The organism is Bacillus halotolerans, assembly GCF_001517105.1.
GTDB classification, from domain to species: Bacteria; Bacillota; Bacilli; order Bacillales; family Bacillaceae; genus Bacillus; species Bacillus halotolerans.
Genome location: NZ_LPVF01000009.1, coordinates 553,523 through 567,188 on the forward strand (window position 1 = coordinate 553,523; position 13,666 = coordinate 567,188).

At 44.9% G+C, this 13,666-nt stretch carries 12 protein-coding genes and 1 other annotated feature; of the genes, 7 read left to right on the plus strand and 5 right to left on the minus strand.

Annotated elements, in window-relative coordinates; genetic code table 11:
- Nucleotides 1-109: 109 nt before the first annotated feature.
- A complete protein-coding gene (locus AU387_RS10435; RefSeq protein WP_059335621.1) occupies nt 110-1,009 on the minus strand; it encodes a dienelactone hydrolase family protein in 900 nt (299 codons plus the stop codon).
- Nucleotides 1,010-1,255: 246 nt separating this feature from the next.
- Between AU387_RS10435 and AU387_RS10440 the strand changes: the two genes are divergently transcribed.
- From AU387_RS10440 to melA, 5 genes are read left to right on the plus strand one after another with little or no spacing between them, the layout of a single operon-like run.
- Nucleotides 1,256-2,314 (plus strand): LacI family DNA-binding transcriptional regulator, encoded by a 1,059-nt coding sequence (locus AU387_RS10440; RefSeq protein ID WP_059291799.1) that lies wholly within the window; start codon nt 1,256-1,258, stop codon nt 2,312-2,314.
- Between the two features lie 10 nt (nt 2,315-2,324).
- Complete coding sequence (locus tag AU387_RS10445; RefSeq protein WP_059335622.1) at nt 2,325-3,602, plus strand: ABC transporter substrate-binding protein; 1,278 nt, start codon at nt 2,325-2,327, stop codon at nt 3,600-3,602.
- Nucleotides 3,595-4,506: a carbohydrate ABC transporter permease gene (locus AU387_RS10450; RefSeq protein ID WP_059335623.1), complete on the plus strand. Its 912-nt coding sequence runs from the start codon at nt 3,595-3,597 to the stop codon at nt 4,504-4,506. Before AU387_RS10445 ends, AU387_RS10450 begins: the two co-directional genes overlap by 8 nt.
- A complete protein-coding gene (locus tag AU387_RS10455) occupies nt 4,503-5,333 on the plus strand; it encodes a carbohydrate ABC transporter permease (RefSeq protein WP_059335624.1) in 831 nt (276 codons plus the stop codon). Before AU387_RS10450 ends, AU387_RS10455 begins: the two co-directional genes overlap by 4 nt.
- Before the next feature lie 21 nt (nt 5,334-5,354).
- Nucleotides 5,355-6,653, plus strand: coding sequence for an alpha-galactosidase MelA (melA, locus tag AU387_RS10460; protein ID WP_059335625.1), 1,299 nt, complete (start codon nt 5,355-5,357; stop codon nt 6,651-6,653).
- 23 nt (nt 6,654-6,676) lie between these two features.
- On the opposite strand, the gene AU387_RS10465 is transcribed toward melA, so the two are convergent.
- The 3 genes from AU387_RS10465 to AU387_RS10475 all read right to left on the minus strand — a co-directional run bounded on the left by AU387_RS10465 (nt 6,677) and on the right by AU387_RS10475 (nt 10,283).
- Nucleotides 6,677-6,988 carry a rhodanese-like domain-containing protein gene (locus AU387_RS10465; RefSeq protein ID WP_044153745.1) on the minus strand — a complete coding sequence of 104 codons (312 nt, stop codon included), beginning with the start codon at nt 6,986-6,988 and terminating at the stop codon, nt 6,677-6,679.
- 116 nt (nt 6,989-7,104) lie between these two features.
- Nucleotides 7,105-9,519, minus strand: coding sequence for a leucine--tRNA ligase (gene leuS, locus AU387_RS10470; protein ID WP_059335626.1), 2,415 nt, complete (start codon nt 9,517-9,519; stop codon nt 7,105-7,107).
- Between the two features lie 110 nt (nt 9,520-9,629).
- Nucleotides 9,630-9,844, minus strand: a binding site (T-box leader).
- Nucleotides 9,845-9,947: 103 nt separating this feature from the next.
- Nucleotides 9,948-10,283, minus strand: a complete 336-nt coding sequence (locus AU387_RS10475) for a DUF4257 domain-containing protein (protein WP_003223352.1) — start codon at nt 10,281-10,283, stop codon at nt 9,948-9,950.
- A 402-nt stretch (nt 10,284-10,685) separates the two neighbouring features.
- Here AU387_RS10475 and ytvA point away from each other — a divergent pair, with 402 nt between their 5' ends.
- Nucleotides 10,686-11,471: a YtvA family blue-light photoreceptor gene (gene ytvA / locus AU387_RS10480; RefSeq protein WP_044153740.1), complete on the plus strand. Its 786-nt coding sequence runs from the start codon at nt 10,686-10,688 to the stop codon at nt 11,469-11,471.
- A 30-nt stretch (nt 11,472-11,501) separates the two neighbouring features.
- On the opposite strand, the gene AU387_RS10485 is transcribed toward ytvA, so the two are convergent.
- Nucleotides 11,502-12,695 carry an MDR family MFS transporter gene (locus AU387_RS10485; RefSeq protein WP_044153739.1) on the minus strand — a complete coding sequence of 398 codons (1,194 nt, stop codon included), beginning with the start codon at nt 12,693-12,695 and terminating at the stop codon, nt 11,502-11,504.
- Nucleotides 12,696-12,884: 189 nt separating this feature from the next.
- Between AU387_RS10485 and AU387_RS10490 the strand changes: the two genes are divergently transcribed.
- Entirely contained in the window at nt 12,885-13,631 is a 747-nt protein-coding gene (locus AU387_RS10490; protein ID WP_059291793.1) for an LMBR1 domain-containing protein, read from the plus strand.
- The last annotated feature ends 35 nt before the right edge of the window (nt 13,632-13,666 follow it).

Consider the following 13,666-nt stretch of genomic DNA (forward strand, 5'->3'; position numbering starts at 1 on the left):
TCCTGATAACTGTATTTCCACTAGAAAAAGAAGAGACGGGCAGATGCTCGCCTCCTTACCTGTTTAGAACCATTTCAGAAAAACACTTTAAGCCTGCCTTTTTTCACTGTCACAGCCACTGTTTCAAAAACCGCAGAGCTTCATGCCTCATCATAGCTGTCTCAAAATGCCCTGAAGCGGAGCGCGCCATACGGTAACAATCAGAAGCCCCTTTTTCAGCGTACAAGGCTGTTAGTTCTTTTTCGATTTTGTTCACTCCCTCAGCGGGTGTCAGCCGATCATGTATGCCGGCAAGACTAAGGTGCGGGCGCGGTGCGATCAGGCTTTGGATATCTGATGCAGAAAAGTGCTTGGCAAGAGACGGAACGTAATAATAAAAGCCATGCCGGTCAAGGTTCTGTGTTTCAATCAGTACATGATGGTCAACCTGACTGCATAAATCCACACATGCCTTAATCCGTTCATCAAGCGCCGCTGTCCACCAAGCCATCAAGCCCCCCATAGACATGCCGATCGTTCCGATTCTGTCAGGCTGAATATCAGGGCGGCTCTGCACATAATCAATGGCTCTTATACTGTCGTACATCATCATGCCCCACATCACCCTGCCCGTCAGAAGCATCTCTTTAAAAATCTCGCTTTCTGATTTGCCCCGTCTGTCTCCAAATCCCCAATGGTCGATTGCCAATACGCCATATCCGAGAGAAGTCAGCTCCCGAGCGAAAGAAGGCGCTTTCAAATAATCCGCTCCCTCAAGCAGTTCACTTTTTCCCCGCTCATACTGCCCGCCATGCGAGTGCTGAAATAATATAACCGGGCACCGTCCTTTTGCGGCTTTCGGCTTCACAAAATATGCAGGCACCTTTTCAAGCCCATTTATATCAAGCAGCAGCGTTTCAATTATATATCCCTCTTTTTCCTCAATACGCAGCGTTTCCGCCCCCGTATGCTTCCGATCAGGCAAATCACCAAGCAATCGAAACAGCAGCTCTCTTTTTTCGTTACTCATCCCATCACCCTTCCTTTTTCGCTTATCTTCAATGTACGAGACGGATTTGTTATTCCCTTTATTTTTCACACAGCATACAGAAACAAAAATCGCAGTTTACTAAACTTTTACTAAACATAACAAAATATTCTGAAATTCATTATTGTAACCGCTTACTTTCATATGATAGTATCAATTTATCAAAAACGTATGAGTAAAATATTTCTTTTGTTTTAGTAAATCTCATTCAAATGAAAGGGAGTAACCATGGTTCGTATAAAAGATATCGCCTTAAAAGCGAACGTTTCAAATGCTACTGTTTCGAGAATTTTAAATGAAGATCATTCGCTTTCTGTGGCTGGTGAAACGAGACAAAGAGTGATCAGTATCGCTGAAGAGCTAGGCTATCAAACTGTCGCTAAACGCCGAAAAGCCCGCGGACAAAAACAGCGCGCCCAGCCGCTTATCGGGGTGCTGAGCTGCTTATCTCCCGATGAAGAACGGCAGGATCCTTATTTTTCTTCTATTCGCAAAGGAATTGAAAAAGAATGCTTTGAACAGGAAATTTTCATTACAAACTCCATCCATCTCGGTTCCTTCCAGGAGCATATTTTTCGGGAATTAGACGGTATTATTGTTATCGGCCGTGTCCATGACGAAGCCGTTCAGCATATCAGCGGCCGATTGGAGCATGCCGTATTTATCAATCATTCTCCCGATCCGCAGATATACGACTCGATTGGGATTGATTTTGAAGCCGCCGCACGCCAGGCAATTGATCACCTTTTCGATTTAGGTTACCAACGATTAGGCTATATCGGCGGGCAGGAGAAGGAGCATACACTGAGGGACGGCCAAAGCATTCGCAGAACAATTGAAGACAAACGCCAGACTGCCTTTTTGCAGTCCGCCCATCCTCAGCCTGAACACGTACTGGTCGGCGATTACAGCATGCGCGAGGGCTATCGCCTGATGAAAAAAGCCATCACTCAAGGCAAGCTGCCGGAAGCCTTTTTTATCGCAAGTGATTCTATGGCCATCGGCGCATTGAAAGCCCTTCAGGAAGCCGATCTGCATGTGCCGCGGGATACAGCCATTGTCAGCTTTAACGGCATTGAAGAGGCCGAGTTTGCCAGCACACCTTTAACCACCGTGAAAGTGCATACAGAGGAAATGGGCCGAACAGGCGTAAAACAGCTTCTCGACCGCTTTAACGGCCGAACAATTCCTCATCAAGTCACCCTGCCGACAACACTGATCATCAGGCAAAGCTGCGGATACACAGCTAAGGAGGTGACGCAAGACAAACGTTCATCAAGATCATAAGGAGGAAAAGATGAAACACATATTTGTTTTATTTCTCTCTCTTATTCTGCTGATTCTGCCGGGCTGCTCATCTGAAGAAAGCGCTGCAGATACGGGCAAAAAGACGTTAACCATTTATTCTACGATGTCAACGGACAGTGAAAGAAACACATTCAGAAAAATAGCCTCAGCGTTCGAAAAGGAAAGCGGCATTCGCGTCAGCATTCATTTCCCAGGCAATGACTATGAAAATATGATGCGTGTCAGAATGGCCGCCAATGATCTGCCTGATCTCTTTGATACTCATGGCTGGGGGAAAATCAGGTACGGGGAGTATACAGCCGATCTCCGGGATATGGACTGGACTCAGAATCTTGATCCAAATTTAAACAGCATCCTTAAAAATAAAAGCGGAAAGGTATACGCATATCCGGTCAACCAGGCAAAGGACGGCCTGGCGTACAACCGCAATATGTTAGACCGTTTCGGCATTGATCCGCCGGAAACGATGGATGACTTTATAAAAGCACTGAGAACGATTAAAGAAAAAAGCAATGGAGAAATCGTTCCTTTCTGGTTCGCCGGATATGACAAAAGCTCTTTCGCCCAATATTATGACCAATTCGCAACACCTCTTCTCATCACAGACCCTGCCCATAATGAAAAGAAACAGCTCATTGACGGCACCTTCAATTGGAGCAAATTTACTTATCTTTCAGATATCCTTAAACAAATGCAGAAAGAAAAGCTCATCAATATCGATGCCGTAACAGCAAAAAAATCACAGCTCATTGAGTTAATGGCTCAAAACAAAATTGCTTTTACCATGCAGGGCGGCACCCTCGGCCAAGACGTCGCCCAAATTAACCCGAATGTAAAGGTTGGGATTATTCCGACACCAGCTATTCACTCCGGTGATGACCCGATATGGATTGGAGGCGAACGCTATACCCTGGCAGCATGGAAAGACTCGCCTCATTTAAAGGAAGCAAAGCAATTTATCGCCTTTATGGCTCGTCCCGCCCATGCGAAAGAAATGGCTGAAGCCACATCGCTTCCTTCAGGGCTGACCAATGTAAAAGCTGATATTTTCTATGCCAAAGACTATCAGCATTATCAGAATATGAAAGTCGAGCCCTATTTCGACCGATTGTACCTGCCGAACGGGATGTGGGATGTGATGGGAACGGTCGGCCAGGAGCTTGCGGCAGACATTTTGACACCCAACGAGATTTCTAAAAAGCTGGGAAGAGAATATAAACGACTCCGGGAGCAATCTGAAACACAGGGAGCTGAAAACAATGAGTGAGATCGCAAGAGATGTTCATGTGAAACAGGTCAAGCCGAAAAAACAATCCTCACTTTGGTGGATGTATGTTCCGGCTCTGCTCTCCGTTTTGATCTTCATGATTTATCCGTTTGTAAAAGGCGCTTTTATCACTTTCACAAACTGGAACGGATTTTCTCAAGTTTATCAGTGGGTCGGTTTCGCTCAGTATGAAAGGCTGTTTGCTGATCCCGACACATGGCATATCTTAAAAAACACGCTGCTATACGGACTCGGCAGCACCTTTTTTCAAAACGTCATTGGGCTTCTGTACGCCCTGCTGCTAAATCAAAGCATAAAAATGAAAGCGATAACAAGAACCATTGTGTATTTGCCGGTTATGATCAGTCCGCTCATTATGGGCTACATTTGGTACTTTTTCTTTTCTTATGACGGAGGCGCGCTTAATGACCTGCTTGGCGTTTTCGGCATCACCCCGATCAACGCGCTCGCCAGTCCGTCTTCGAACCCATGGATCATCGTCATGATTAACACGTACCAATATGTCGGCATCGCCATGATTGTCTATTTGGCAGGCCTGCAAAGCATTCCGAAAGATTACTACGAAGCAGCGGAAATGGATGGCGCGACACGGCGCCAGCAGTTTTTCGGCATCACCCTGCCGCTGTTAATGCCCTCGATCACGATCAATATGGTCATTAACATTATTGGGGGCTTAAAGCTGTTTGACGTGATAATTGCGCTCACTGCAGGCGGACCCGGAAACGCGTCGCAATCGATGTCAACGTTTATGTATGACCTGTATTTTAAACGGCAGGATGCCGGCTATGCTGCGACACAAGGCATATTTATGGCATTTGTCATTTTGATCATCAGCTTTTGCGCGCTTGCGTACTTTAAAAGAAAGGAGACGGAAATGTCATGAGAGCCGCCCACTCAAACAAACTGCGTTTTATTACACTTCTCGCTGGCATTGTAGCCTGTGCGCATTTCATTCCTTTTTACATTCTGCTGACCACTTCATTGAAAGCAAAAGGAGATTACAGTTCCAAATGGCTGTTTCCAGCTGATATTTCCTTTCAAAATTTTTCTGAGGCATGGGAGCGCGCTTCACTTGGCAACTCGTTTATCAACACAATCATCATCACAGGCGTTTCGGCATTGTTGTTAATCATATTCGGCTCACTGGCCGCCTACCCTCTTGCCCGGCGGGAAACCAAGCTGAATAAAGCCGTTTTCGCGCTGCTGATTTCAATTATGATCATCCCTCCGTTAACGTCCATGGTGCCTTTGTACAGAATGGTCGTGGACGCCGGCATGGTCAATACACACGCAGTCGCCATTTTGATCAATACAGCGGCGTATATGCCATTAACCGTGTTTTTGTATTCCGGCTTTATCCGTTCAACCATTCCAAAAGAGCTTGAAGAAGCGGCAAGAATGGATGGAGCGGGAATGCTGAAAATCTTTTTTACGATCGTATTTCCTTTGCTGAAGCCGATCACTGCCACCATCTGTATTATTTCCTGTGTCTTTATATGGAATGACTATCAATTTGCGATTTTCTTTTTACAGGATCAGAAGGTGCAGACACTTACTGTCGCAATGGCCGGTTTTTTCGGAGAAAACGCCAACAATCTGCATTTGGTCGCCGCGGCTGCCATCATGGCAATGCTGCCGATGGTCATTCTGTTTCTGGCGCTGCAAAAATACTTTATTGCCGGGCTGTCATCAGGCGCGGTAAAAGGATAATGAATTAAAGGAGGAACCGACATGAAAAAAATCACATTTATCGGTGCAGGGAGCACAATTTTCGCAAAAAATGTTTTAGGAGACTGCTTGTTAACGGAGGCGTTAAATGGATTTGAATTTGCGCTTTTCGACATTGACCCAAAACGCTTGCAGGAATCTCAGCTTATGCTCGAAAATTTGAGAGACCGCTATAATCCGAGCGTGGTTATCAACAGCTATGACGACAGAAAACTGGCTTTGCAGCAAGCGGGCTATGTGATTAATGCCATTCAGGTTGGAGGCTATAAACCAAGCACAGTCATCGATTTTGAGATTCCTAAACGATACGGATTGCGTCAGATGATTGCCGACACGGTGGGCATCGGCGGGATATTCAGATCACTCAGGACAATTCCCGTGTTATTTGATATCGCAAGAGATATTGAGAAAATGTGTCCTGACGCCTGGTTTTTAAACTATACAAACCCAATGGCCTCCCTGACTGGCGCTATGCTTCGCTATACGGATGTGAAAACGATTGGGCTGTGCCACAGCGTCCAAGTGTGCACAAGAGATTTATTTAGATCTCTCGGTATGGAGCACGACGGGATTGAAGAACGAATCGCAGGCATCAATCATATGGCATGGCTGTTGGAAGTGAAAAAGGACGGCGCTGATTTATATCCCGAAATCAAAAAGAGAGCGAGAGAAAAGCAAAAAACAAAGCATCATGACATGGTGCGATTTGAATTGATGGATAAGTTCGGTTATTACGTCACGGAATCATCAGAGCACAACGCAGAATACCATCCTTATTTTATTAAGCGGAATTATCCTGAATTGATCAACGAGCTGCAGATCCCGCTGGACGAATATCCAAGAAGATGCGTAAAACAGATAGCAGATTGGGAGAAAATGAGGGATGACATTGTTAACAATAAAAACCTCCCCCATAAACGCTCAAAGGAATATGGCTCAAGAATAATAGAAGCAATGGAAACGAATCAGCCGTTCACCTTCGGAGGAAACGTCTTAAATACCGGACTCATCACAAACCTTCCTTCCAAAGCGGTAGTCGAAGTGACATGCGTCGCCGACAGAAAAAAAATAACCCCGTGCTTTGCCGGAGAACTGCCTGAGCAGCTCGCAGCATTAAACAGAACGAATATCAACACACAGCTGATGACCATTGAAGCTGCTGTTACACGAAAAAAAGAAGCTGTCTACCAGGCAGCCATGCTTGACCCGCATACAAGTGCGGAGCTGTCCATCAATGACATTATTTCTATGTGTGATGATTTATTTGAAGCGCACGGCGATTGGCTTCCAGCATACAAATAAAAAAACTAGGGGTGATCTCTCCCCTAGTTTTTCGGTTTCGTTTCGCCTTCCCAGGCCATCATGCCGCCTTCTACGTTGACTGTTTTAAAGCCTTGCTCATCCAAATACCTGCAGACATTCATGCTGCGCATCCCTGATCGGCAGATAAAAGTGTACTCTTTGTCTTTATCGAGGGTGTCCATTTTTTCAGGAATATCCCCCATGCGAATATGAACCGCTTGCGGGATCATGCCTTCCGCAACCTCTTCATCTTCTCTGACATCAATCAAGTACAATTCTTCATCCGCCTCGATTTTTTCTTTCAAAGCAGCTGTGCTGATTTCTTTTATTTCCAAAGAAAACACTCCTATTCACCAATAATCATGTTCAGTATATCAAAGTCAGCTGGACGATTGCTATTCAGAGACTGATGAAAAAAATCCCCTTTTTGACAAAGGGGATTTTTCCAGGATTAGTTTGCCACAATATTGACAAGCTTGCCAGGCACCGCGATGATTTTACGAATGGTTTTGCCTTCAAGCTGCTCTTTGACCTTTTCATCTGCTTGAGCAAGCTGTTCGAGCTGTTCCTTCGTCGCATCTGCAGGTACCTGTAGTTTCGCTTTCACTTTTCCGTTCAGCTGAACAACGATTTCAACTTCGTCGTCAACAAGTTTTGCTTCATCATATACAGGCCAAGCCTCATATGCAATTGTACCGCTATGGCCCAATTTCTCCCACAGCTCTTCCGCGAGGTGAGGCGCGATAGGAGAAAGAAGCTTCACAAAGCCTTCCATATATTCCTTCGGCAGCTCTGACGCTTTATAGGCTTCGTTGATAAAGACCATCAGCTGAGAAATACCTGTGTTAAAACGCAGACCCTCATAGTGGTCTGTCACTTTCATGACTGTTTCATGATAGACGCGCTCCAATGTTTCACCGGCGCCTTCAACGATTTTGCCATTAAGCTCACCGCTGTCTTCAACAAACAGGCGCCATACGCGGTCAAGGAAGCGGCGTGCGCCGTCTAAGCCTGATTCAGACCAGGCAATTGAAGCATCAAGCGGTCCCATGAACATTTCGTACAATCTCAGTGTATCAGCGCCGTGAGATGCAACGATTTCATCAGGGTTGACAACGTTCCCTTTTGACTTACTCATTTTCTCGTTGTTTTCACCGAGAATCATTCCTTGGTTATACAGCTTTTGGAACGGTTCTTTCGTCGGCACTACACCGATATCATAAAGGAACTTGTGCCAGAAACGGGCATACAGAAGGTGAAGCACAGCATGCTCCGCGCCGCCGATATACATATCAACCGGAAGCCATTTTTCCATTTTCTCAGGTGATGCCAGCTGATCCGAATTGTGCGGATCAATGTAGCGCAAGAAATACCAGCAGCTTCCCGCCCATTGCGGCATTGTATTCGTTTCTCTTCTTCCTTTTTTCCCTGTTTCAGGGTCTGTTACTTCAACCCACTCTTTAATGTTCGCAAGCGGTGATTCGCCGGTGCCGCTCGGTTTGATTTCGTTTGTTTTCGGCAGAATCAGCGGCAGTTCTTCCTCCGGCACTGCTGTTGACGTTCCGTCCTCCCAATGAATGATCGGAATCGGCTCGCCCCAGTAACGCTGGCGGCTGAAGAGCCAGTCGCGCAGACGGTAAGTGACTTTCTTTTCACCGTTTTTCGTTTCTTCCAGCCAAGCGATGATTTTTTCAATCGCTTCCTGTTTATTAAGTCCGTTCAGGAAGTCAGAGTTTACGTGCTCTCCGTCGCCTGTGTACGCTTCTTCCTCAACATTTCCGCCTTTCACAACTTCCTTGACTGGAAGGCCAAATGTGTTGGCGAATTCAAAATCACGCTCATCGTGACCGGGAACAGCCATGACTGCACCTGTTCCGTATGAAGCAAGAACATAATCTGCGATCCAGATCGGCAGTTTTTCACCGTTTACAGGATTGATCGCATAAGCTCCCGTGAAGACGCCTGTCTTTGTTTTCGCGAGATCCGTGCGCTCAAGGTCACTCTTTGATTGAATTTCTTTGATATAAGCTTCAACAGCTTCTTTTTGCTCAGCAGCTGTGATTTTTTCTACCAATGCATGCTCCGGAGCAAGTACAGTGTATGTAGCGCCAAACAATGTATCAGGTCTTGTTGTAAACACCGTAAATGATTCATCATGTCCGTCTATGCCAAAATGAACGTGCGCACCTTCAGAACGGCCGATCCAGTTGCGCTGCATGTCTTTAATGCTCTCCGGCCAATCAAGCTCTTCCAAGTCATCAAGAAGCCTGTCCGCATAAGCTGTGATTTTCAGCATCCACTGCTTCATCGGGCGTCTTTCGACCGGATGGCCGCCGCGTTCACTCTTTCCGTCGATGACTTCTTCATTAGCAAGAACCGTACCGAGTGCAGGGCACCAGTTTACCGGCACCTCATCAACGTAAGCAAGGCCCTTTTCATAAAGCTTTAAGAAAATCCATTGTGTCCATTTATAGTATTCAGGATCTGTCGTGTTGATTTCACGATCCCAATCATATGAAAAACCGAGCGCCTGAATTTGGCGGCGGAAATTATCAATATTCTGCTTCGTAAACACTGCCGGGTCATTCCCGGTGTCGAGAGCGTATTGCTCAGCCGGCAGACCGAATGCGTCCCAGCCCATCGGATGAAGAACGTCATACCCCTGCATGCGCTTCATGCGGGAGAGGATATCCGTCGCTGTATAGCCTTCAGGGTGTCCGACGTGCAGACCCGCTCCAGACGGATAAGGAAACATGTCCAGCGCGTAAAATTTTTGTTTCTCATTATGATCAAGAGTGGCAAATGTTTTGTTTTCCAGCCAATAATTTTGCCATTTCTTTTCTATCTCTTTGTGCTGAAAACTCAAAGTAAAAACCTCCTTCTGATTGAATACGGCGTTTTATGGTTCAAGTATTGACGCGAAAGGGACAATTATATTCAGAATATTCCCAAACTAAAAAAAACTCCCTCATCCCTAAAAGGGACGAGAGACTTTCGTTTTCCCGCGGTACCACCCTCGTTAGCGCGGCAGACGCCGCACTCACTTGATACTTTTAACGCAGTTATGCGTCAGCGGCTTTTCACCGCTGCAACTCTGAGGTGAGTTCGGAAACAAACTTGATTGACTTTCACCAGCCGTCAACTCTCTGAAACAATATCTGCTTCTTACTGCTCCTCTTCATTGTTCTTATCGCAACCGTAATCTTAACTGTATTTTATAGAATTCTGTTCATAAGTGCAAGCAGGTTTGTATACAATGGGAATGTACCCTGAACGGGCGAAGATTGAGGACAATTATTCTGGTGGAGTTTTGGTTTGACGTTTCGACTCGGCCGGTTCGCCGCCGCTGTTCATTTCTCTTACAAAATCAAAGCTTCTGAGAACAGCTTCACCGCCGTAGCCTGAGATAATGGATAAGATGACAAGTTGAATTCCTGAATCGGGGTCAGCGGATAATACAAGTAAAATGGAAGCTGTCATGCCGATAAACCAATCTTCCAAAAATCCAAGGTAGATAAACCGCTTCGTCATTCTGGGCTTCTCCAGCCTGCCTCTCTTTTTCACATGACCGAGAATCCCCATGATTCCTCCAATTACACAAGCAATAAGTACCTGATGCAGCATCTTCATCATCACCTTCCTAAAGCCCTTATTTCGTAAAGCGACTTCAGGCCATCCAGCCCCCTTAAACGATTCCGATGATTTTCGATATCTACATACTGGCAAATCTGAAAAAAGCTTGTTTCTTCCATTATATGTGAACACATGATCGGTAAGCTTGATGCATTAGATTCATTTTTCACCCAGTGACATTGACCTAGTCACCTAGTTAGCATATAGAAACCTTTCCGTTCATATGTTCAAAGTCTGTTCTTATTTTTAGTGTATACGAGGACAAGCCCTAATGACAAACAGCAAACTGCGCTTGCTTGAATCAGAACATGTGTTGTGCTACGGTTACTGTAGAATTCATTAAAAAAAGGGGAATATCAGGCTTTCGCATAGCAAGCTGGCGGCCTAAGGGGGAATTATATGGCTAGTTTTCAATCATTCGGAATAAAAGGACAGCTGGACGTCATCAAAAAAGCGCTTGATCACGCGCGAGTCGGCGTAGTGATTACAGATCCTTCACTTGAAGATAATCCGATTGTCTACGTAAACCAAGGCTTTGTTCAAATGACCGGCTATGAGGCCGAGGAAATTTTAGGGAAGAACTGCCGCTTCTTACAGGGAAAAGATACAGACGCTGGTGAAGTGGACAGCATCAGAGCCGGTTTACAAAATAAAGAACCGGTTACAGTTCAGATTCAAAACTACAAAAAAGACGGAACGATGTTCTGGAATGAGTTAAATATTGATCCGCTGGAAATAGAAGACAAAACCTATTTTGTCGGAATTCAAAAAGACATCACCAAGCAAAAAGAGTATGAAAAGCTTCTCGAGGATTCCCTCACAGAAATTACTGCACTTTCAACTCCTATTGTGCCGATTCGCAACGGCATTTCGGCTCTTCCGCTAGTCGGCAACCTGACAGAGGAGCGATTTAATTCCATCGTCAGCACATTGACGAATATCTTATCAACATCCAAAGATGATTATTTGATCATTGATTTATCAGGATTGGCACAAGTAAATGAACAAACCGCCGACCAGATTTTCAAGCTGAGCCATTTGCTGAAATTGACCGGAACCGAATTAATCATTACCGGCATTAAGCCCGAATTGGCCATGAAGATGAATAAACTGGATGCCAATTTCTCATCGCTGAAAACATATTCTAATGTAAAGGATGCCGTGAACGTGCTTCCGATTATGTAAAAAGATCCCGCTCATCCGGCGGGATCTTTCTTATGAAGAAACTGAAGCTTGCTTATTCGCTTTATCAGCTGATTTTAACCGTTTGTCGTATAAAATCGTCGTGGCTATGCTGATCATAAGCAAAACCAAAAGTGATAAAACAAGAGCGTGAATGCCGGAATGATCGACGAGCACTCCTCCGAACAAAGGCCCTATCATTCTGCCACCTGTCGCAGCGCTGTTCACAAACCCTTGATAAAACCCTTCTTTCCCTTTAGGCGCAAGCTGATTGGCAATCGTCGGCACGGCAGGCCAAACAAGCATTTCCCCGATGGTCAAGATCACCATGGCAGCCAGAAACATTGGAAATTGCTTCGCAGTCAGCAGCATGCTGTAAGACACAATAAAAATGACAAAACCAATGATCATTTGCGCTTTCAGCGACTCAGCCCATTTTTTCACAAAAAAGCTGACAAGCGGCTGTCCAACCACAATTAAAATTCCGTTTATCGTCCACAGCACACTATATAAAGAAAGAGACATTCCGATGCTTTGCGTGTACGATGCAATGGTGGTAGACCATTGAGAATATGCGAGCCATCCGAGCACATACCCGCTGCTCAATATGACCAGAGCCGTAAATTTCGCTTTGCTGCTTACAGCGTCATAATCAAGCACAGACGTTTGAGACACATCCTTCGTCTGAATGTTTCGAAATCCGAAATATACAATAAAGAAAAAGACCACATACAGCGCAGCGTTCGCCAAAAATACGTATGAAAACGAGAAAGATGCCACCACGCCGCCAAGCGCAGAACCGACGGCAACACCTGCGTTTTGCGCGACATAAATCGCATTAAATGCCCTTCTTCCCCCTTCAGGCCACACTGATCCAGCCATTGCGTAACTGGCCGGAAAAACAACACCAGAACCAAACCCGACAATCGTAAGCAGCACAATATAAAACGGCCAATCATGAAAAAAGACGAGACCCACCAGACTTGCTAACGTAATCGCAATTCCGAGCATGATGGATTTGAACCCGCCGATTTTATCAAACAAAAACCCGCCGCATAAATTCCCTGCCACACTGGCGCCGGAATTCAGCATAAGGACAATCCCCGCGACCGTTAACGACTTTCCTAAATGATTATGAATATAGATCGTGTTAAGCGGCCATAAAAAGGATGCCCCTGTCACATTAATAAACATCCCTATCACTAAAATTTTCAATGCGCGCGGCATACTGATCCCCCTTTCTTATCTATAAAAGCTCATGAAAAAACGGAAACCTCAACAGGCTCCGTACGAATCCAGTTATCATAGCACATTCATTCTATCTGTCTATCTCATATTTTTCAACAGATGAGTGTGAAAAAATCTAACAAATATTGTTCGAAAATTGTAAAATAAATAGAAAAAGGGGTAATTTTCATGGAAATGGCATTCGCATTCCTCGGTTTTTTTGTATTTCTCTTTTCGCTTGGCTATGGAGTGTACCATCTCGTCAGATATGTGCTGAAAAAAGAAAAACGATTCTCTAAAAAACTCTTTTGGCCGCTTTTTATTGGAGGTCTCATTCTGCTCTTCACCGGAGCAGCTTTGTCAGAACCTGACGCTGCCGCAGCAAATGCCGATAAAAAATATTCAGCACTAAACACTGAATATAAAAGTCTTAAACAAGAGCATGAAGCACTTGAGAAAGAGTATGAAGCCATCAGCTCTGAAGCAAAGAAACTGAAAGACGACACAAAAGATCAAGATAAGCTCAAGCAGCTGGAGAAAGAAAATAGTGAACTAAAAAAGACTCAGAAATCATTAAAAGCAGAAAATAAAGAACTTCAAGAAAAACAAAAACAGCTCAAAGATGATACCAAAACAGCAAAGGCTGAAAATGAAACCCTTCAACAAGATAAAACAAAACTTGAAAAGCAATTAAAAGAGGCACAAAACCGAACAGCCAGCACAAAAGAAAACAGTGAACATTCTTCAACCAGCACAAATAAAAGCAACGAAACCAGCTCAGCTGATACAGCAGAAGGCTGTCTTATCAAAGGCAGCAAAAACGGCATTTATCATACGCCGGGCAGTACATACTATGACCGGACGACAGACCCTGCTGAAATGTTTTGTTCAGTTAAAGAGGCTGAGGCAGCCGGGTATCGGGCGCCGAAACGATAAACAAAAAAGCTCCAGTTTTTCTGGAGCTTTTACTG